The sequence below is a fragment of the Myxacorys sp. genome, from assembly GCF_059501405.1.
This window is the reverse complement of record NZ_JCACCM010000161.1, coordinates 18,846-39,392: the sequence shown is the minus strand read 5'-3', so window position 1 is coordinate 39,392 and position 20,547 is coordinate 18,846. Positions and strand designations below refer to the sequence as shown.

Annotated in this window: 21 protein-coding genes; 7 read left to right on the top strand and 14 right to left on the bottom strand. The window is 49.2% G+C overall.

The genetic code is table 11. The features are described 5' to 3' along the window. Positions 1-112 precede the first annotated feature (112 nt). Positions 113-367 (top strand): hypothetical protein, encoded by a 255-nt coding sequence (locus AC5I6P_RS22015; protein WP_162422082.1) that lies wholly within the window; start codon positions 113-115, stop codon positions 365-367. On the opposite strand, the gene msrA is transcribed toward AC5I6P_RS22015, so the two are convergent. From msrA to acsF, 4 genes are all read right to left on the bottom strand, one after another. Continuing rightward, positions 364-831: a peptide-methionine (S)-S-oxide reductase MsrA gene (gene msrA, locus AC5I6P_RS22010; protein WP_495695906.1), complete on the bottom strand. Its 468-nt coding sequence runs from the start codon at positions 829-831 to the stop codon at positions 364-366. The two genes, AC5I6P_RS22015 and msrA, sit on opposite strands and share 4 nt — an antisense overlap. Before the next feature lie 11 nt (positions 832-842). Continuing rightward, positions 843-2,117, bottom strand: coding sequence for a tryptophan synthase subunit beta (gene trpB, locus AC5I6P_RS22005; protein WP_495695905.1), 1,275 nt, complete (start codon positions 2,115-2,117; stop codon positions 843-845). 81 nt (positions 2,118-2,198) lie between these two features. Beyond that, complete coding sequence (locus tag AC5I6P_RS22000; RefSeq protein ID WP_495695904.1) at positions 2,199-2,858, bottom strand: hypothetical protein; 660 nt, start codon at positions 2,856-2,858, stop codon at positions 2,199-2,201. Positions 2,859-3,012: 154 nt separating this feature from the next. After that, entirely contained in the window at positions 3,013-4,089 is a 1,077-nt protein-coding gene (gene acsF / locus AC5I6P_RS21995) for a magnesium-protoporphyrin IX monomethyl ester (oxidative) cyclase (RefSeq protein ID WP_495695903.1), read from the bottom strand. 250 nt (positions 4,090-4,339) lie between these two features. On the opposite strand from acsF, the gene AC5I6P_RS21990 reads away from it, so the two are divergent. Beyond that, entirely contained in the window at positions 4,340-4,822 is a 483-nt protein-coding gene (locus tag AC5I6P_RS21990; RefSeq protein WP_495695902.1) for an NINE protein, read from the top strand. A gap of 108 nt (positions 4,823-4,930) precedes the next feature. Here AC5I6P_RS21990 and AC5I6P_RS21985 read toward each other — a convergent pair whose 3' ends face one another. Beyond that, on the bottom strand, positions 4,931-5,746 hold the full coding sequence (locus tag AC5I6P_RS21985) for a DUF2996 domain-containing protein (protein WP_495695901.1): 816 nt from the start codon (positions 5,744-5,746) through the stop codon (positions 4,931-4,933). Positions 5,747-5,891: 145 nt separating this feature from the next. Here AC5I6P_RS21985 and AC5I6P_RS21980 point away from each other — a divergent pair, with 145 nt between their 5' ends. Then, complete coding sequence (locus AC5I6P_RS21980) at positions 5,892-6,716, top strand: alpha/beta fold hydrolase (protein WP_495695900.1); 825 nt, start codon at positions 5,892-5,894, stop codon at positions 6,714-6,716. A gap of 49 nt (positions 6,717-6,765) precedes the next feature. Here the strand turns inward: AC5I6P_RS21980 and AC5I6P_RS21975 are convergent, their stop codons facing one another. The 5 genes from AC5I6P_RS21975 to carA all read right to left on the bottom strand — a co-directional run bounded on the left by AC5I6P_RS21975 (position 6,766) and on the right by carA (position 11,427). Further along, positions 6,766-7,041 carry a DUF1816 domain-containing protein gene (locus AC5I6P_RS21975; protein WP_495695899.1) on the bottom strand — a complete coding sequence of 92 codons (276 nt, stop codon included), beginning with the start codon at positions 7,039-7,041 and terminating at the stop codon, positions 6,766-6,768. A gap of 218 nt (positions 7,042-7,259) precedes the next feature. Further along, positions 7,260-8,846: a 23S rRNA (guanosine(2251)-2'-O)-methyltransferase RlmB gene (gene rlmB, locus AC5I6P_RS21970; protein ID WP_495695898.1), complete on the bottom strand. Its 1,587-nt coding sequence runs from the start codon at positions 8,844-8,846 to the stop codon at positions 7,260-7,262. Between the two features lie 147 nt (positions 8,847-8,993). Next, positions 8,994-9,464, bottom strand: coding sequence for a Mini-ribonuclease 3 (locus AC5I6P_RS21965; protein WP_495695897.1), 471 nt, complete (start codon positions 9,462-9,464; stop codon positions 8,994-8,996). A 113-nt stretch (positions 9,465-9,577) separates the two neighbouring features. After that, positions 9,578-9,946 carry an STAS domain-containing protein gene (locus tag AC5I6P_RS21960; RefSeq protein WP_495695963.1) on the bottom strand — a complete coding sequence of 123 codons (369 nt, stop codon included), beginning with the start codon at positions 9,944-9,946 and terminating at the stop codon, positions 9,578-9,580. 338 nt (positions 9,947-10,284) lie between these two features. After that, positions 10,285-11,427, bottom strand: a complete 1,143-nt coding sequence (gene carA, locus AC5I6P_RS21955) for a glutamine-hydrolyzing carbamoyl-phosphate synthase small subunit (RefSeq protein ID WP_495695896.1) — start codon at positions 11,425-11,427, stop codon at positions 10,285-10,287. A 174-nt stretch (positions 11,428-11,601) separates the two neighbouring features. Between carA and AC5I6P_RS21950 the strand changes: the two genes are divergently transcribed. Continuing rightward, on the top strand, positions 11,602-12,453 hold the full coding sequence (locus AC5I6P_RS21950) for a retropepsin-like aspartic protease family protein (protein WP_495695895.1): 852 nt from the start codon (positions 11,602-11,604) through the stop codon (positions 12,451-12,453). Between the two features lie 49 nt (positions 12,454-12,502). Here AC5I6P_RS21950 and trpD read toward each other — a convergent pair whose 3' ends face one another. After that, complete coding sequence (gene trpD, locus AC5I6P_RS21945; RefSeq protein WP_495695894.1) at positions 12,503-13,576, bottom strand: anthranilate phosphoribosyltransferase; 1,074 nt, start codon at positions 13,574-13,576, stop codon at positions 12,503-12,505. Positions 13,577-13,942: 366 nt separating this feature from the next. Here trpD and AC5I6P_RS21940 point away from each other — a divergent pair, with 366 nt between their 5' ends. Then, on the top strand, positions 13,943-15,019 hold the full coding sequence (locus AC5I6P_RS21940; protein WP_495695893.1) for an EAL domain-containing protein: 1,077 nt from the start codon (positions 13,943-13,945) through the stop codon (positions 15,017-15,019). 103 nt (positions 15,020-15,122) lie between these two features. Here AC5I6P_RS21940 and AC5I6P_RS21935 read toward each other — a convergent pair whose 3' ends face one another. Both AC5I6P_RS21935 and AC5I6P_RS21930 read right to left on the bottom strand, forming a co-directional pair. Beyond that, the gene (locus tag AC5I6P_RS21935; RefSeq protein WP_495695892.1) at positions 15,123-17,021 is read right to left on the bottom strand and encodes a glycoside hydrolase family 10-like protein; all 1,899 of its coding nucleotides are present in this window, start codon (positions 17,019-17,021) and stop codon (positions 15,123-15,125) included. Between the two features lie 127 nt (positions 17,022-17,148). Continuing rightward, positions 17,149-17,487, bottom strand: a complete 339-nt coding sequence (locus AC5I6P_RS21930) for a translation initiation factor (RefSeq protein ID WP_495695891.1) — start codon at positions 17,485-17,487, stop codon at positions 17,149-17,151. A gap of 292 nt (positions 17,488-17,779) precedes the next feature. Between AC5I6P_RS21930 and AC5I6P_RS21925 the strand changes: the two genes are divergently transcribed. Together AC5I6P_RS21925 and AC5I6P_RS21920 are read left to right on the top strand one after the other, a co-directional pair. After that, positions 17,780-18,187 (top strand): hypothetical protein, encoded by a 408-nt coding sequence (locus tag AC5I6P_RS21925; protein ID WP_495695890.1) that lies wholly within the window; start codon positions 17,780-17,782, stop codon positions 18,185-18,187. 4 nt (positions 18,188-18,191) lie between these two features. Next, on the top strand, positions 18,192-19,457 hold the full coding sequence (locus AC5I6P_RS21920; protein WP_495695889.1) for a glutamate-5-semialdehyde dehydrogenase: 1,266 nt from the start codon (positions 18,192-18,194) through the stop codon (positions 19,455-19,457). A gap of 123 nt (positions 19,458-19,580) precedes the next feature. Here the strand turns inward: AC5I6P_RS21920 and AC5I6P_RS21915 are convergent, their stop codons facing one another. Further along, positions 19,581-20,411, bottom strand: coding sequence for an acyl-CoA desaturase (locus AC5I6P_RS21915; RefSeq protein WP_495695888.1), 831 nt, complete (start codon positions 20,409-20,411; stop codon positions 19,581-19,583). Positions 20,412-20,547 lie beyond the last annotated feature (136 nt).

Genomic DNA, 20,547 nt, shown 5'->3' with positions numbered 1-20,547 from the left:
CTTTTTGGTATCCTTCAGCCCTGCGGATGAGTTTTAATCCATCAAAAGCCAGTAGCGCGATCGCACATTCTCGCCAATACTAGCTACCAAGTAAATAGATAGGGAGTAATTTATGGCTTCTCCTACACCCCTTCACGGAACCGATCTGGTGGATTGTGCCAGAGCTAACGCGAAACAAGGCGTCGAGACAGCTGCTAATTTGTGCGGCTATGGCAGTGACCTCAACACCTTCCGGGCAGAACTTGAAAAAGCCTGCAACGATATGCGAATTGAGTTCAATGAACTGAGTGATTTAATCAAAGATAATCAGGTTTCGGTTGGCATCGATGGCACTACGATCGCGCCTGATACGAAGTCAGAGCTTTAAACGGGTCGCGCTTTTTGCTTCTTCTCAAAGTATTGCTGATGATCGTCTGTTGCCAACCAGTACTCGGACGCGGGCTGAATCTCAGTGACGATTTCTTTCTCGTATTTGCCGGAGCGACTCAGATCATCTCGTGACTGTGTAGCGGTTTGTATTTGTTCAGAGGTGTGACAGAAGATGACCGATCGGTATTGCTCACCACGATCGGCTCCCTGTCGATTCAAACTGGTGGGATCGTGAATGCGCCAGAATACTTCTAGCAGTTCGGCATAACTGACGACGTTTGGATCATAGTCGACCTGACACACCTCTGCATGTCCGGTAATTCGAGATAAAACGTCTAGATAGCTTGGGTTCTCGAAGTGCCCGCCCATGTAGCCGACCGATGTTGAAACGACGCCTTTGGTGGCGCGGAAAGCAGCTTCCGTGCCCCAAAAGCATCCCGATCCAAATGTTGCAGTCTCCACAATAGATTCAGTTAGGGATCCAACATTTTAGAGACGGTCAGCACGTCTTTGTCCCCTCGGCCCGAGCAATTGATCACAATGCGAGGGCTGCCTTCTAGTTGAGGACAGAGACTATCGAGGTACGCGATCGCATGTGCCGTTTCTAAAGCAGGAATAATGCCTTCTAATTGCGACAATCTCTGGAATGCAGTCAATGCCTGTTCGTCGGTCACAGCGTAGTATTCTGCTCGTTCTGTCTCCATCAAGTAGCTGTGTTCCGGTCCAACTCCCGGATAGTCTAGTCCCGCACTGATCGAGTGGGGTTCAATGACTTGACCATCTTCATCTTGTAGCAGATAGCTCATTGCGCCATGTAGTACGCCGACTCGTCCTTTCGTTAATGTTGCCGCATGTTTCTCGGTTTCAACTCCATGTCCTGCGGCTTCGACGCCAATCATGCGAACGGAGCGATCGCCAACAAATTCGTGAAATAAGCCCATTGCGTTAGATCCGCCGCCAACACACGCGAGTAGAACATCTGGCAGACCGCCCCACTTTTCTTGACACTGAGCGCGGGTTTCTTCACCAATCATCGCGTGAAAATCTCGCACAATCATCGGATAGGGATGAGGACCTGCTACCGAACCGAGAATATAATGCGTGGTTTCAACGTTTGTCACCCAATCGCGAATCGCTTCAGAGGTCGCGTCTTTGAGCGTTCCAGTGCCCGCTTCCACAGGACGCACTTCTGCACCCATGAGCCGCATCCTGAACACATTAAGGGCTTGCCGCTCCATGTCGTGGACGCCCATATAAATCACGCACTGTAAACCAAATCGAGCGCACACTGTTGCCGTAGCAACGCCATGCTGTCCGGCTCCGGTTTCAGCAATGATGCGCTGTTTGCCCATCCGTTTGGCCAGGAGAGCTTGCGCGATCGCATTATTAATCTTGTGAGCGCCTGTGTGGTTTAAGTCTTCTCGCTTGAGATAAATTTGTGCGCCTGTGCCATCAGGTCGCGCGTAATGCGCGGTCAAACGTTCTGCAAAGTAGAGCGGACTTGGGCGACCCACATAATCGCGGAGTAGTCCTCCAAGTTCTGCTTGAAAGCTTGGATCTTGGCTGTAGTGCTTGTACGCGGTCTCCAACTCGGTCAAAGCAGGCATGAGGGTTTCAGGAACATACTTACCACCGAACTTACCAAATCTTCCTAGTGCATCAGGGCGATTTTCCGAAGAGACACTGTTTCGGTTGGGAGAAAGCGGTGTAGTCGTCACAATCTGAACCCAGTAAAGTACAGCCTCCATTGTATCGAGACTTAGAGCAGAATTAAACCGCGATCCTTTAGAGTTTGGCAACGCCAATTGCAAGTCGATTTGATTACCCTTTCAAGGCATCCATTCCAAACCTACTCCGATGCGATCGTCGCGCCCCTGCCGAGAATTCTGCCGCTGAAGATCAGTCGAAATTCTTAAGTGATGCGTCACGGCATACCTAAACGAAAGTGTTGAGAGCCCGACCTCCGAATCACTTCCAGGAGCCACCCAACTTTGGCTTAACGCAATATCTGCTCCGCCGCCTCGCGACAGTACGAGTAGAACACGAACTCCTAAAGTTGCGCCGCTTGTAGAGTATCGATCGGTTTCTAGATGCCGATAGCCAACTACCGGAGCGACATTGACATAGCTTCCTAGAGGACGCAAATAGTAGTTTAAGTTTGCGCCGATCGCACTTCGTCCCTTAAATGTTGTTTGATAGTCTGCGGTTACGGTCAGTCGAGTTTTACCAATCCTCAGATCTTCAATCCCCAGAGCCAGCCCTGGATCGTCTTCTGGTGAAAATCGCAAATATCCTATCCGCGCCCGAGTCCGAAAGCTGGGATCATTCTGAATGTCGTCAGCCACTGTTGGAACTTTTTTTAACCATCGTTGCAGCACAGGGCTATTTTGAATGATTTGAGGATCCAGATCGAGGGAGGTTAGTTCATCTCCCAACGCTGGACTTGTTCCCACTAACACTCCTAGCCATGCCATTAAAACTCGTTTCATCCGCGCCCCGCACTCAGAACCTGCATCCAACCTGATGCATCATACTGACTGTTGAGTGTTCTATCCAGCACAATTCTTGAAGTTTTAAAATTAAAAAAGCGGCTCTGCCTTAACAGAACCGCCATCACCAAGGGGTAACTTGGATTTATTGGTCTTAACGAACTTTTCCGTGTGTCGCAACCATATCAATCGGCTTGATGGTGTACAGTTTCAACAACTGCCAGCCGTTAGAGAAATAGTACGGTAACTTCTGAAGCGTTTTTGTGAGTTTGGAGCCTTGCTTAGCCGCGATCTCGCTCAATTTCTCGTTGTTCTGAACGCACGTTTCCAGCCGCTTGTAGAAATCTGGATGCTTCACGTTCAGGATGACGGGGAAGACGCGACCAGCGGTTTGATTGGTCTTCTCAATCACTTCATACTCAAACTCACGGGTGTTCAAGCCCAGCGACTCGTAGAAGCCTGAGCGCTGAATATCGTTCAAGTACATCGTTGCGAACACAGACAGCAGGAAGAATCGACACCACAACTTCGCTTTCCAGTCATTTAGAAACTGAGGCTGGGCACGCATAACAGCATCAAAGAAGTCACCATGGCGATTCTCGTCCTGGCACCAGTTATCAAAGAATTTGAAAATAGGATAGAGCCGATCTTCAGGGTGCTGATCGAGATGATGGAAAATTGTGATGTAGCGCCAGTAGCCGATCTTCTCAGACAAGTAGGTGGCGTAGAAGATGAACTTCGGCTTGAAGAAGGTGTATTTGCGGCTCTTGGTCAAGAAACCCAAATCCAAGGACAGATTAAAGTCTGACAAGGCTTTGTTTAAGAAGCCTGCATGACGCGCTTCATCCCGTGCCATTAACGCAAAGCCTTCAGCTAAGAGGGGATGACGGTCTTTGAGCTTGCGAGACAGTTCTTTGTAAAGCAAAAAGCCAGAAAACTCAGCTGTGCAAGAGCGTTCTAGAAATTCCACAAACATTTTGCGGGTTTCACCATCAATGTGATCCCAGGATTGCTCGAACTCAGCATCCCGCACAAAGTGATGGCGATTGTAATCGGTGCGAAACTCTTGGAGGAGGGCCCGAATCTCATCTTCGTTGCACGATAGATCCATTCTCGCCATCTCTTCAAAGTCGGTGGTGTAAAACCGAGGCGTCAGAATGGTCTCTTTCGCTGGAACTTTGATTCCAGGGCGCAGTTCTTCAAAGCTAGGTTTTTTAAGGGAATCTACCATGAGTATCCGATCGCTCTTGATAAGGGTTTCCTCTGGCAAAGTGGCGATAAGTTCACCACAGAGTAGGAGTTACGTCCCTCAGTGTACCAAGCTTGCTGCAAGGAAATTTCTGTGATCGCGTTAAGACTTGCAACAGATGTTTACATTTCGCAATACGGAGTTTCAGGGCTTGCAGTGTCAGTTTCTGGCGAATCCTGCGTAAAGTTTTTATGATTGTTCATAGTAGTCTCTGAAGCGTCGCTGAGAATCTATGAACAAAGTTGGCACTACCTATGTTCTGTGGTTAGGAGGACTGCTAGGCTTTGCAGGACTGCACCGCTTGTATAACGGCGAAGTCCGCACAGGTTTGCTATGGCTGTTTACCTGGGGATTGTTTGGGGTCGGTCAGCTAGCAGATCTAATCTTCATTCCAAAGATGGTGGAGTCGCATAATGCTCGGTTAGGTAGCGGTCAGGGAACTGTGCCTCAGATTCAGGCAGTCGCGCTTGCTCAAACTCCGATCGCAGATCCATTGGGGCTTCGCTTCTCGAAGCAGCAGATCCTGATTGATTTGTTGAAAGCAGCGGATGCCAGAGGCGGCAAACTCTCAGTTACGCAAGGGGTAATGGCAACCGGAATTGGATTTATTGAGATCGAAGCTTTACTAGGAGACATGCTAAAGAGCGGGTATGTCGATGTCAGCAACGATCCCGAAACCGGGATTGTTTTATATGAATTCAAAGAATTATCGTAGCCGTTGAATCCCTCATATCTCTTCATGAAAAAGCTCTTCATGAAAAAGCGCGATTAGAAATCTAATCGCGCTCCATCGTATTCAAGTTAACTTGTCTTCAGAATTCCCTTAATTTCTCGTGAGCCATTTCTGCCCGTTGAGACGCTGCACCGCTCCATAGACCAGCAGATCTAACGTGACTCGGCGCTCATCGATGAGAAAAGATTCCATGGTGCTGAAGCGATTGCTTTCTGCACAAGAAAATCCTTTCAATCCATTGATCGTTTCATCGAAGAAGAAGATATTGAATTCTCGCAACTGCTTCTGATTGGATTGCCACTTGCCAACAATCTGCCAGCATTCCGGAGACTGATTGTAGCCTTTGATCGGAATTTTTCGCTTTTCAAACGAGAGATCGAGCGACGTTGCGCCCATCGTTTCGAGTCCTTTCTTCAAGGCAGGAATATAGTGTTGCTGAATAAATTGGGTAAACGGCTTATCTTCCAACGCGGGCGGCTTCTCTTTTTTGGCTTTAGCTGGCTTCTCGCCATCTGCCGCCGCTTTGGCCTTAGCCGCAGGCTTTTCACCATCCGTCGCCGCTTTGGCAGCTTTCGCCTTGGCAGCAGGTTTTTCAGCGTCCGGTGCGCTATCAACTGTCTCTTCAGCAGTCTCTACCGCTGCTTTCACAGCTTTATCAGATGGAGAATCAGGCTTTGCGGTTTTCGCAACTTTTGGAACCGTTGCGTTAGGATTGTCCTCAGCATTTACAGCGTCGGGATCAGGCGCATTCGCAGTCGGAATATCGGTAGTGGCAGGATCGCCTGTGCCCTTGATATGTTCGTCTACAACATCTGGCGCCATCTGAGCAGTTGAGTCTATCTGCTCGGTGGTGGTAGGCGGCTTGGTTTCCGCATCGTCTGGGCGCTTGGTCTCTTCGTCTGACATGGCTCACAATCCTTTCATCTTTCATTGAGCAATTCGATTTAATGATAGCGAACTGTGGAGCTTGAAGGATGAGGGTTAGCGGATAGGAGGGAAAGCGAACTGTGGAGCTTGAAGGATGAGGGTTAGCGGATAGGAGGGAAATAGATTGGAGCTAAATGTAACGGTTGAAGGTCAGGGATATCCAATTTTATGTCTGCACGGGCATCCGGGATCGGGGCGCAGTATGCGGGTATTTACTCAGCATCTTTCTAAGCGATTTCGGACGATCGCGCCGGACTTGCGAGGCTATGGTCAAAGTAAGACGCGTCAAGATTTTGTCATGACGGATCATCTGAACGATTTGGAGCGGGTACTCGATCGCTATGCCATAGAGCGCGGTCTCATTTTAGGCTGGTCATTGGGTGGAATCTTGGCGCTGGAACTGGCCGTCAAATATCCAAAACGGTTTAGCGGCCTAATTCTTGTTGCAACGGCAGGGCGTCCGTGGAGCGGTCACCCACCCGTGAGTTTACAGGATAATGTGTATACCGGGATCGCGGCGCTTATTAACTCGATCAAGCCAGGATGGGATTGGAATATTGAAACCTTTGCGAAGCGATCGCTGTTTCGCCACTTGATTCAGCAGCATACGCCGTCTGCCTATCAATACATTGCAGACGACGCCATTTACGCGTTCCTGAATACGTCGCCAGCAGCAAACCGGGCGCTCAATACAGCGATGCGAGGAGGCTACACTCGCGTTCAGGGATATGAAAAGATTGATTGTCCGTGTCTAATGCTGGCAGGAGAAGCAGATCGGCACATCAGCGCGATCTCTAGCCTAGAAACGGCGGAAGCCTTGCCGAACTGCGAGTCAAAGGTTTACCCGAATACGGCACATTTGCTGCCGTGGGAGATCCCGACTCAGATTTTAGAAGACATTGATCACTGGCTGGAGTGGCATCCAGAGGCGATTGGCGCAACTGCATAGAACTTGCAGAGGAGCACGGAAACCTCTGATCAGATGTTTGTCGCCTCGCTTAAAACTGACCGCTCAAAATCCCAGAGGGCACTACGCGATCGTTTTTGTCATCGTACACGGTCAAGTTCTTCGGCTTGCATCGCATTACTTTGGCAGTAATGTTTTGTGCCCCTTCGCGCTCTAAATCTTCCACGTATCCACCTTGACTTGACGCTGCCATTTTCTGCGCAGGGAACGGACCAAAATAGTAGATGCAGCGTGGGTTCTCTGTTCTAATTTCAACCCACCAAGCCAGTCCAACCGCATCTAGAAGAGTTGTCAGAAGTTCGTTCATAAGATCAAATGCCACTTACATTACAGAACTGTTTGTGAACGTTTTGAAGTTTGATCAAAAACCTAGTACTACGTTTCACACTAAACGAGGTTGCCCAAAAAAACCTCTGCTCTACTATGACTTACAAACGAAATGCAAGCACAGATTTCTTTATACTGCCTTGCATTTCGTTTTGCAATCGTCTTTGTGTCCAAATCATGCAGGGATCGCATTGGGGATCATGTTGGCTTGACTGAATCAAGATGAATCGTTGTTGTCCAACGTTGCCGAAACACTTCGTAAAGTGTCATCCCTGCGGCAACCGAAGCATTTAGGCTAGGAGTCTCACCTTGTAAGGGGATAGACACTAGGACATCGCAACTTTTTTGAGTCAGAAGATTTAATCCTTCTCCTTCCGCACCAATCACTAAAACAGAAGCTTTGGCAAATTTCACAGTATGAATTGGCTGACTGGTTTCGGCGGCGGTTCCATAAATCCAGAATCCGGCTGCTTTGAGATCATCTAAAGCTCGAGCAAGGTTAACAACTCTTGCGATCGGAAGCTTATCTAGCGCACCTGCTGCCACTTTCATCACAGTAGAAGTGACACCCACTGCACGACGCTGAGGAATGACCAGTCCTTGCGCTCCCAGCGCTTCAGCCGTCCGAACAATTGCCCCTAGATTGTGGGGATCAGTAATGCCATCGGCGACAATAATCACAGGTTGATCGGTAGCGGCTTTTGCCTGCTCGATCAGATCGCCTAGCTCCAAGTATTCGTGGGCTGCCACTTGAGCGGCGATGCCTTGATGATTCGCGCGATGAGTAATTTGATCCAATCGCTGAGGGGAAACTTCATCGATCACGGCACCATTCGCTTTCGCTTGATTCAACAACCCATGAAAGCGGCTGTCGTACCGGAGCCTAGAAGTAACCCAAATTTTGTTTAAGGTGCGATCGCCCTCCAAGGCAGATAGGAGCGTATGGCGTCCATACAGCAGATCGAGAGATTCTTCTGCTTCTGCAAACGGCGAACCAACCTCGGCATCTAAGGCGCGATCGTAGTCTCGTTTGTTGGCACCGCTAAAGCTTCCGTAGCGATCTTGTTTGCCCTCGCGAAACTCTCGCCCGGGCTTACCAAATTGTCGATCGCCAGAACTTGGGCGAGAATCGCCCTCAAATCGTCGCTCTCGTGACGCGTTCCGAGGTTCATCCCGGTCAAATCGCTTGCCGCCACCCGTCTCAGGTCGCCGCTCTCGCGATTCAGGACGGGGCGAGCGAGCAGGTTTACCAAATCGTCGATCGCCAGAACTTGGGCGAGAATCGCCCTCAAATCGTCGCTCTCGTGACGCGTTCCGAGGTTCATCCCGGTCAAATCGCTTGCCGCCACCCGTCTCAGGTCGCCGCTCTCGCGATTCAGGACGCCGACCATCGCGCTTGTCATACCCGCCGCGACTGGCTCCGCCAAACTCTGAAGAATTGCTGTCCCGCCGCTCTCTCGACCCGTCACGCGCATCTCGTTTGCCCTGATAGCCGCCACCACGCTCGTCAAATCGGCGTTCTGGCTGGCCCTCTCGATTCGCTCTGCCAAATGCTGAAGAACTGCGATCGGAGCGCTTTTTCGGGCTCTCACGGCGCACATCCCGCTCCTCCGAGTAGTTGTCAGAAAAATCGGAGCGATCGCGGGGTGCATCGTCATCAAAGCGCTTTCGCCGCAGGGTGGGCGCGCTAGGACGCGAACCGCCAACAATGGGACGCTTGCCCTTAAATCTAGGTTTCTTACCTGACCGATTGGGGGAGTTAAAGTTGCGCTTCTCGGTAGCCATAGTAATTTTTCCTGACAGAGTGAATAATCGGTCGACGGTAAAGAAACCAGTCAACGGTGAAGAGGTATTCAGTTGCGATGGAAATCTAAGACGCCGAATCTTGAAATCGCAAGATATCGATTCTAGCGTCTAATTTCCTTTCCCTGGTTATCCCTTTATCTCTTCGTCCAATTTTAGAGTGCTCAACAACTCTAGAAGGCGCGATGGATCGGTGAGGTAAAGGTAACCTACCAGTGCTTCGAGGCTTGTTGCTTGTTGATAAATTTCGGGATTAAGCCGCTTTGGGCGGTTAGAAGCAGCATTGCGACCGCGTTTGAGAATCTCTTGTTCGATCTCGGTTAGGTGAGGCAGCAGCGATCGCAGGTGGTCTGCCTGTTGCTCGGCGCGGACTTGAGCGACGACTTGACGATGATAAGTGTCCGATCGTTTTGGGGGCAATAGGTAATGCTGACGGATGTAGAGCTCATAAACCGCGTCGCCCAAATAGGCTAAAGCAGCAGGGGCAAGACATTGAGCTTGAGCAGAAGACACAGATTGGTTTGCACTGAGCCGTAAACCTAAGTAACTGCCAATAATGAAAGGAGAGGGATTGTTAGAGATCCCTGAATTATTATCCACTGCTCTTCTGTGTTGTTCCAACACCCTACCCGCTCTGAACCTGACTGCTCTTCAAATCACTAAAAAACCGACTATCTAAGTATAGATAGCGGCTCTTTAGATCTAAACCAAATCTAGGCGGACTTGATATTCTCAATCGCCACATCCACGGAGGGTTGTAGCGCCAAAAACTTCTCCAAGCGTACTAATTTGACGGTTTGCGTCACCCGTGGGTTGGTTACGATTTGCATCGTACCACTGGCAGACTGAGCTTTCTTAGCAATCTGTACTAATGCGCCAAGCCCGGAACTATCAATGAAATCGATAGTAGACAAGTCGAGTACGACATTTCTTGGACCATCATCAACACATTTTGACAAAACCTTGCGGAAGGTTGGCTCAGAAAATGCATCCAACAGACCTGTAAGGCGAAATAATTGATAATTATCCCTAACTTCTCGTGTGCCTCTTAGACTAACTGTTAGGGTAAGTTGCTCAGGAATAGCTCCCTCCTAGCGCTGACATGAAATCTATGAATTCGAGGCTTAAGTATACACTCTTGTAAGGCAGTTTGCTACTACCAGGGAAGGAAATTGAAAAAGGGATGAGACGTGAAATGGTGATGGCACTTGGATAGGTGTAACTTGATTCAGATAGCCCAGTAGTGGTGTAGACCTGTTGATCAGCTTCAATGCCGTGTTGTAAAGACGAACAATTTACCTCTAAAGGGCTGGATCAAGGATGGATCGTTCAAGCACAGGTCTACAACATCACCCACCCGACCGTCATGACCTGTTGCTGCTAAGCGTTGCTAGGGACCTCCGCTCATCCCTCATCCCTTCTACCGCCCTTCCCGCATTGCTTTAACGAATTCCTCAAACAAGTAGTCCGCATCATGGGGACCTGGACTTGCTTCTGGGTGGTACTGAACAGAAAATAGGGGAAGCGTCTTGTGACGCAATCCGGCGATCGTTTGGTCATTCAGATTCAAATGCGTCACCTCGACCGAGGTATCGGGCAACGAGTCAGCAGCGATCGCAAAGCCGTGATTCTGACTGGTAATCTCGATTTTCTGCTTCAGTCCCGCCGGTTGATTCAGCCCGCGATGCCCAAACTTGAGCTTAAACGTTTCTGCTCCAAGAGATAGCCCTAAGATTTGATGCCCCATACAAATGCCAAACACAGGCTTTTGGGCTTCTAATAGCGCTTTTGTGGTTGCAATGCCGTCTAAATTGGCTGCCGGATCGCCGGGTCCGTTCGATAGAAAAATGCCGTCAGGATTATGCTTGAGAATCTCATCGGCCGGGGTGTCCGCTGGAACAACAACCACACGACAGCCATAACTCGCCAACCGACGAAGAATATTACGCTTAATGCCAAAATCAAGCGCCACAACCGTCAACAGTTCTAAACCATCGGGTAGTGCTGTAGGACTAAATTCCCACTCTTTGTCGGTAACTTCTGACCATTCATACACTTCTGGCGTTGTCACTTCTTTGACTAAGTTTAATCCCGCCATGCTGGGCGCATCTTGCACCTGCTCTAATAATTCCGACGGATCAAGAACGTCAGTCGAGATGGCTCCGTTCATAGCCCCAACAGAGCGCAGCTTGCGAGTCAGAGAACGGGTATCGATACCGTAAATGCCGACGACATTATGCTGCTTCAAGTAATCTGGCAATGATTGCGTCGATCGCCAATTACTGGGGCGATCGCAGATGTTGCGAGCGATCGCTCCTTTAGCATGGGGGGCATTCGATTCTTCATCCTCCAGATTCACGCCCGTATTGCCTAACTCCGGGTACGTAAACGTAATAATTTGCCCCCGATAGCTTGGATCGGTCAGCACTTCTTGATAGCCCGTCATGCCCGTATTGAACACAACTTCTCCAAGGGTAGTTCCCGTAGCCCCAAACGAAAAGCCCGAATACGTCGTGCCATCCGCTAAGACAAGTAATGCAGGTTGAGCGGCAGTGAGAGACATAGCACAGTTACGATAAATTCCCCTCATTATTCCACGAGTTTTTGATTTCCGGGGGGTGGCAACGGGGTTTGTTGGGAAATGTGTAAAGAGTAGACGGATTCGCCGAGGGGATGATGGTGTTCTGCTGATTTTTGGAACTCTTAAGGTAATACTCTCCCTATCTGATGTCACTCCATGCCCAAGTCTTTTCGCGCTGGCACACTCCTACTCGCGATCGCAGGCGTTTTTGCCTTGAGCAACTTGGCGTGTAGTCAGGTGCATTCTGCCAAAGTAAAACCGCCACAAGCTAAACCGACTGTACCAGAAAAGACGCCTGCGCCTCAGGAGACGCCTCAAGATGAGAGCTATCGACTGGCAATGGACCGCGCAGATAGTGCAAAGAGCATTACTGAATCGGCTCAGTCGCCAGAAGATTGGGAACTCGTGATCGGACGGTGGCGAGACGCGATCGCGCTGCTCAAACAAGTGCCTAACGCTGATCCCAATAAAAAATTTGCGATTCAAAAACTTCGAGAGTATCAGCGCAACCTTGTCGTAGCAGAACGTCGGGCCAGAGGAATGGGCAAGGAGAATATCAAGGTTATTGATCCGGGGTTTAGCATCGACCCACCGATCAGCAAAGCGGAGTCAGCACCGAGTTATAGCGAGGGAGACAACGTTTATCGCGTCAAGATTAAATATCGTAAAAACCGAATTCCCGTGATTGATGTGGTGTTTAACGGCAGTCAGCGCTATGAAATGATGGTCGATACAGGCGCATCTAGCACGATGATTAATGAGGAAATGGCAGAGCGCTTGGGCGTCAAAGTCGTTGGCACAACCAAAGCCCAAACTGCCGCAGGTGTCGCAAACGTGCAGATCGGGTTTCTTCGCTCGATTGCGGTAGGAAATAATACGATCGTGGATGTGCCAGTCTCGATCGGCCCACTGGATATCGGGCTACTCGGTCACGATCTATTTGGAGACTGTGACCTCTCGATCAAACGGGATGTGGTGGAATTTGCACAATGTCAGAAGAATAAATGAGTTAGATGAATAAGCGGGCAAGACTTCTTTCCACTTTTTTACTTCTCTACTACTTTAGAAATGCGACGAGTTGGTTGAGTTTCTCCCAGGCTGCGCCAGAGTCTAAAATGTCGCGAGCTTGAGCGATGCCTTGCTCATAGGACGTAACCGCTTCTCCCACGTGTAGAGCTAGAGCTGCATTGAAAGCAACCACATCTCGCTGGGCAGGCGTTCCTTTTCCTTGCAGGACGGTTTGCAGAATTTCTGCGTTTGTATTTACGTCGCCGCCTTTTAGATCATCTAACGATGCAGAGACCAATCCAAATTGCTGGGGATCAAGACTAATGCGGTGAACCTGCTGATTCGATAAAACCGCTAGATCGGTCAAATCGCCCAAGCCCGCTTCATCTAATCGCTCTCTGCCATGAAGCACGATCGCCTGTTTCACGCCGAGTTGGTCTAGTGCCCCTGCGATCGCGTCGAGCAAGCTGGCATCAAACACTCCAATCACCTGTCCTGTCGGACGCAGGGGATTGACCAACGGACCCAACAAATTGAAAATCGTTCTTACCTTTAATTGCTGTCTCAATGGCGCAACGGTTTTAAGGGCAGGATGCCAGCCCGGAGCGAAGAGAAACGTAATGCCGACCGCCTCGATCGCGGCTCGAATCTTTTCCGGTGACGCGCTCAAATGAATGCCCAACGCTTCTAAAACATCTGCCGACCCGACCCGACTTGATGCCGATCGATTGCCATGTTTTGCCACTCGAACCCCTGCCGCCGCCGCGACAAAGGCAACCGCCGTTGAAATATTAAAGGTTGAAGCGCCATCGCCGCCGGTTCCACAAGTATCAATTAACGGTGTGGAGTGCGGAGCAGAGGAGATGGGGGAAGCAGCTTGAGCATAAACGACTTGTGCCATCCCTGCGAGTTCCGAGGCTGATATGCCTTTGGCTTGAATCGCCACTAGGAGTGCGCCCGATAGAGCAGGTGGAATCGCGTCGGTTAGCCAGCCCTGCATCAGAAACGCGGCTTGCTCTAGCGATAAAGATTCACGATCGAGCAGTTGTTGCAATAGTGTAGAAAAACTTAACAAATCTTTTGATTCTGCTAAGTTTTCACACAATGAAGAAGGTTGAATCATAAGCTATGTTGCTGGCGGCACATGAAAAGTTGCTTGAGTAAATAATTTACATTACTCTGAAGGCGTAATTACGCTGTTGGAGTAATGCTTTACGTTTACCAATCGGGACTTCAACGCTCTCTGGCCACCATATGCTCATATATAGTACAGATATGAGACCCTTTAACTAAGTAAAGTAAGAACTTAAGTACAAATGTGAGGCCCTTTACTAAGTAAAGTAAGAACCTAAGTACAGTAAGGTGTGCTAGCGAACAGCACAACACACGGTTTAAGCAGTATGTATGTTGTTTATCTAATACATCTTTGAGCCAGCAGCTCTTAGTATGTGGCGTGAATTTATGTTATAGGCAAAGGAAACGGTTAGCTGTGCGAAACGTGAGCCTGTTAAATGATTCTTTGAAACTAATTGTGCAACCGAGCGATGGGGAAGCCTATCCTGCCCTGTACCAATTGGGCTTTCAGAAAGTTCTGATGGTTCCTCAACTGCTCTATTGTACGGTTGAAGAAACTACCGTTCCGGAGCTATTTCTAAAAATTAGTCAGTATTTGCCAGATGATGGGCAATGCCATTCTCGATTTATCTTGACACGATCGCCACTCGATTCCAAAGCATTTCTGATTGAGTTTCTCAATGCTCAATCGTTGCGAGACTTAACCCTGTTAATCAAACATGCTTGGTTTATACAAGTCTTAACCCAGCAGGGCTTATTTTTTAATTTCCAGCCTATTGTCGATCTTGCATCAGAACGAATCGTAGCGCATGAATGTTTGGCACGGGCGCAGGGAGCGCGAGGCGAAGAATTTACGGGTCAGCAATTGATTGAAGCGGCATTGCAGATGAATATGACCCAAGAGTTTGACAACGTGGCTCGAACGGCTTGCTTGGATGCGTTAGGCAAAGTATGTCAGCAGCTTAGTGGATCTGAGCCTAGCCCCACCTTTTTCATTAACGTTTTACCTAACGCGATCGCGCAAGATCCCAATTCTCTTAGAGAAAACTGTCAGCAAGTCCTCGATCTAGGATTGCGCCCCGAGCAAATTGTGTTTGAACTGACCGAAGTAGAAGCCCTTGGAGATCATCCCGATCTGCCACAACTGATTCAGCAAGTTCGAGACATGGGTTTTGGACTGGCGTTAGATGATTTAGCAAGTAACGTTGCGATCGATCACTACTGCACTCAGTTTCGCCCGGATGTAATCAAGCTCGACCGGCGGTTGGTGCATCAGTGCAGCCGCTACGAGCTTAAACAGGTGATGGTTCGGAGTTTGCTACATTTTGCTCATGAATTAGAAATTTTGGTGTTGGCAGAAGGTTTGGAATTGCCCGAAGATATTCAGTTTTGCCGAGAGATCGGAGTAGATTTAGGTCAAGGGTTTGGGCTGGGAATGCCTAAGCTCGCGCCGTGGGAAAAGCCAGCCTTGATAGAACGAATTGCCTGTTGAGAAAAGTGGCAACAGATTTGGTAGCAGATGAAAAAGAGGAATCATCCGCTACATCTATCAAATCTATTGCTAACGATTAAATGTCTTGCCTCGTCGCTTTACATCACAATTTCGCTCGCTCTATTTTCATCGAAAATAGAGACTGCCAACCCGCTTTTCGCACATCAGTCGGTTCGGGCGATTTGTTCCAAAGCGTTTCATAGAAAAAGAACGACATGCCCGAGTAGCCGCGATCGCGCACAGCTTGCACTTGTCGCTGGAGTTCGTCAATGGATCGCGGGTTTCCGGATAAGCCGCTCAGAATCCCAATCGCCGTGGGAATGAGATCGCGGGCTTGTTTCAGTTCTGGATGCGTTGCAGGCTCGATGCGATCGACAAATTTTTGCCCTTGAAAATAAATTTGTGGAATTAGCTCTTCGATCAGTCCATCCTGCTGCCATTTATGCCAATCCACCATTGCACGTTCATAGGCGTAGGGCAGATCTAAGGGAGACAACCCAATGATTACGTTACTTTTACGGGCTTTAACGGCTTGAAAAACTTGCTTCAAGACTTGTTCGATCTTATTTGATCGCCAACGTAACCATTCTGCCCACTGGGGATCTTTTGCCAAAAATTCTGGGCACGAATCTTTCATGCCCGCTCGATCGCAGCGAGCCGTATCGTATCTTGGCGGCGACTTTCCGTTGTGTTCCTGCTGATAAAGCTTCACCGTGTAAGCGTCGTAGCCAAACTCCACAGGCAAGCCAAAATGATCATCGAATTGGATGCCATCTACGTCATAGTTGGTCACAACTTCCGTAACTAAATCCACCATAAACTTTTGGACTTCCGGCTTCAATGGGTTAAACCAGATCGGAATTTGGCGACCGTCCAATCCTCGGGGATCACCGTCTACTGAGCCATCCTGCTTCGTTGTCCACCAATCTTTGTGCTTTTGAGCGAGTTCAGAATCTTTGGGAGCAAAAAAGCCAAATTCAAACCACGGGATCACCGCTAGTCCCTTTTGATGTCCTTCAGTGATAATTTGCTTCAGCATGTCTCGCGATCGTAGTCCTGCCGCGATCGCTCTTGGGTCAACGTCAAACCCCAGATCTCGCTTCATAATTTGGCTGGGATAAAGCGTGTAGCCCCAATTCCAGACGACAGGGTAGAGCGTATTGAAGTTTAAGCGAGACAGTTCAGTGACAGCATTGCTAAGCTTAGTCGCATCGAATAAGACATCGCTGTCAATATTAGTGAGCCAAACGCCACGAATCTCACGTTTTGCAACCGTGGAGGGAAGATATTTTGAAGAGACTAATCCGGCGGTTTCTGGTAGGGCACGACATACCAGCGCAGCAACTTCTCCGCGACTAGCGGGTTTGGTCGGTTCTAATCGTTGAGCGTTGGGATAATTGACGACTAATCCTTTTTGCGTGGCCGATGCGATCGCTCCCGCTGCATAGTTTGGGATCGCCCCCGCATCGCTATACGTTTTGAATAGATCCACAGACTGCGACGGTGCCGCCTTTAAGCCACTAGCTAAAGCGGTCAGAGCTTGCGCCCGAATGATTTTGAGATCTGGTTGAAACGTTTGATCCCCAAATCCAGAGAAGAAGTTGGCGCGGTAAGCCTTTTGAATGGCCTCGGCTGCCCAATGGTTTGAAGGGACATCTTTAAAGGCGATCGCTGGACGGGAAGGGGAACTGATGATTGTCGGAAATGCCTTGACGGCAATCGCGGCGAACTGCGATCGGGTCACTGTTTCATCTGGGCGAAACCGTCCATCTGGAAATCCACCAATGATTTCTCTTTGGGCCAAGGCTTCGATACAAGGTTGCGCCCAGTGAGTTTGAATGTCCGTAAACCGAACTTGGGCCGTGGTCGATTTGACAGAAAAAACGCCAATTACGGTGACTACAAAAATGAAACCCAAGCCCGTCTGTTTTAAAGAATTTGGCCTGACTACCTGCCGCGCCAGCGCTTCAAACACTCGAAAAAATTGTCGAAAAAGCTGCATCGTGAACCACCCCAACGGTGAAGTTATCCCTGAAACTACTGAGTACTCTCGCATCGAAACGAGAATCAGAGATAATTTGTTACACAACTCTTAAATCAACTCGCAGCTAGAAAAATCGTAATAACCATTACTTGCCCCCGCTAACTTTGGCCTTGTAGCCCAATCCAACTAAGATTTGCAACAGCTTTTGAGCGTGGTCGCCCTGAATCTCGATCGTGGTCTCCTTCGCGGTGCCACCTGTGCCGCACTGCGCTTTTAGCGTCTTCGCCAGATTGGTTAGCGTCTCTAGCTTGTGCTGAAACCCTGTGATCACCGTCACCGTTTTCCCGCCTCGCCCTTTGCGCGACACTTGAATTCTCACCTCCTGCTGAGACGGCGGCAAATCTGGTACAGCCCGTTCTGTGGCTGGCGAGTCTCCAAACTCAGACCAAACTTTGCGTTCTGACGGTTTTGATTGCTTAGCCATGAATTAAGAATTAGATTAGGAATTGAACGAAACAAACTGCGCTCACAATCTCAAGTGAATCTTAAGGCAGGGTCAGTCATCGAAGCGAGAGTGATAAGATTTTCATCATAGCGAGTAGCGTCCTTTAACCTCTAGTGTCATTTAGCCAGTTTGAACCGTGTTGTAGAAAGACCGTGTTATAGAAGTTACTGCGCTCCTCTAGACGTTGCTCTGCACTCCCTCGCAGAGCTTGACGAAACCCATCGCAACTTTAGCTCAATCCCTTTAAGAAACTCTGGTTTCTGTATTACTCGTGCAGACACAAAAGCCGAACAAAATCGAATTTAACACCGATTATCCTTGTCCCTGTCGGCGTCGAGGACGCTTGACTCCGATTACGTTAACTGAAGCCTTTGGCTGCACTCGCTGTCAGCAAATTTTTGTTGTCGAAGACAACGGCTATGTGATTGAACAGTTGTCTACGACCTATCCTTACAAGCGATCGTGGCGCTGGACAGGGCAGCAATGGAACGTCGTTCATCCCGGCTTAGGAGATAGCTATTTGCCCTTGGCATTAGGGATATTACTGGTGCTGCTGAGCATTTGGCTACCCGTAGCCCTCCATTCTCCCTCTGGAGCGCATATAATCTTGTGGGCGATTGTGGCGTTAGTGCTGGCGATTTTGCCTGCGCTTATGGTTTGGTTAGCTTATCGACGGTAGCCCGATGACTGAAGCATCTTTGGAGGGAGCGATTGACCCATTGGCAGCCTTGCGAGAGGCCTATGCTGTGTCATGGGACGTCACAAATATTAGCGGACTCACCCGCAGCCATGCCGTTCAAACCATGGCGCATGCTCTGAAGAGCCAACAGAATGAAATTTTAGAGGCGAATACATTAGACCTGGAAATTAGCCGCGAAATGGCGGTTCCAGACCTGTTGCTGGACTGGCTAAAGCTGACTCCAGAGCGGTTACAGACGGCGGTTCAAATTCTAGAGCGCTTGAGTGAGCTACCCGATCCCATCGGTCGGGTGATGACTGGAAATTTTCAGGTTGATCAGTGTCAGACCTATTCGCAGTTAATGCCTCTGGGTGTGATTGCTCTCATCTATGAGGCGTTCCCCGAACTCGGTGCGATCGCAGCGGGCTTGTGTATCAAGACTGGCAACTGTCTCATTCTCAAGGGCGGTAGTGAAGCGAGTCATTCTAATAGTGTGATTGCTCAAGCCTTGAGGGGTGCGTTGGAAGATTCAGGCATCCCAACCGCAAGTTTGCAACTTCTACCCGCTGAACAAGGCACTTCGATTCGAGAATTAGTCACTCAAGATCGCTACTTGAACTTAGTGATTCCCTATGGCAGACCTGGTTTAGTCCAGCAGGTGGTTCGTCAAGCGACTGCTCCAGTCCTGCGATCAACCATGGGGAATTGCTATCTATATTGGTCGTCATCGGGCAGTTTGGACATGGCGCGATGGATGATTCTAGACAGCCACCAGAGTGAGCCTGACCCAGTGAATGCGATCGAGAAAGTCTTGATTCATCGGCGGCAAAATCCGTCGTCGGTGACGATGTTATGGAATAGCTTGAGAGAAAAGGGGTTTCAGCTTCGCGGCGATGCAGAACTTGTCGAGGAGTTTCCAGACCTAATCTTGGCTGAAGAATCAGAGTGGTCGCAAGCGTATCTTGATCGCGTGATTAGCTTTAAGGCGATGGATGGAATGGGAGAAGCGATCGATTGGATTAATCAGCACAGCAGCGGTCATGCCGATTGTCTTGTCACAGAGTCTTACCAAGAAAGCCGGCGGTTTGCGCTGGGAGTCTACAGTGCTTCGACCTACATTAATGCGTCGCCCCGGTTCTATCGCAACCCGAAGCGAGGGGATGCCATTTTTCTCGGCATGTCAAATCAGAAAGGTCATCGCAGAGGATTGATCGGGTTAGAGTCCTTCACAACAATGAAGCATATTATTCAAGGCATGGGACAGGGGTAGATCAGTAGGAAGTAGATCAGTAGGAACAAGTTGCGACACTCAATCGCGATCGCAACCGAAAAAAATTGGGTTACAGCATCGCCGCAACCCAACTCAATTAAACCGTTAAGAACAGGTCATCCGTTATGATGGCGTTTCCGTGTTCTCAACTAACTTCACCTTGGTTGCCAAGCCTAGCGCCTGCAACAGCCGAATCGTCATCCAGGTCATATCAAATTCCCACCACTTCATGCCGTGACGAGCAGAGTATTGATAAGCGTGGTGATTGTTGTGCCATCCTTCTCCATAGGTTAACAGCGCCACCCACCAGCAATTGGTGGAATTATCGCCTGAGTCATAGGTACGGTAGCCGAATCTGTGCGTTGCACTGTTCACCAACCAGGTGCAGTGGTAAACCAGCACCAAACGTGCAAACACGCCCCACACGACGAATGACCAGCCGCCGATTAAGTACAGCACAACTCCAAGCGCTACTTGAATCAGCAAGAAGTAATCATCCAAAAACTTGTAAACTGGGTCGTCTGCAATGTCCTTTGTGAACTTCGGAATTTCTTGAACAGCAGGGACATCGTGAATCATCCAATCCATGTGGCTCCACCAGAATCCCTTCTTAGAATCGTGATGATCGACATCTTCATCAGAGTGTAAGTGGTGATGGCGATGTAACCCCACCCACCAGATAGGCCCGCCTTGCACCGCTAACGTTCCAAAGAACACAAGTAGATACTCTAACCACTTGGGCGTCTGGAAACTGCGGTGAGTCACCATTCTGTGCCAGCCCAGGGTAATTCCCAGTCCGCCTGTCACCCAGTACAGAACTGCCGCTAAGCCAACGGCTGACCAACTGAAATTGCTGGGTAGCAGCGCAAACAGCGCGCCTACATGAACCGCCACCATAAAGAGGAAGGTAGCCCAATCAAAACTAAGCTGAGTTTTTTGAGTTGCAACAGTCATGAAAAAGTCTCGAACGATAGTGTCCTAGTTGGTGCGACCTCTGCCCAGTAGTTAAAGACGAGCGGACGGGGAGAGTACTATAATGATTCTCCTTATCCGGTTGCTCCTAAAGTTCAACGCTGTCTCAATTCATTGA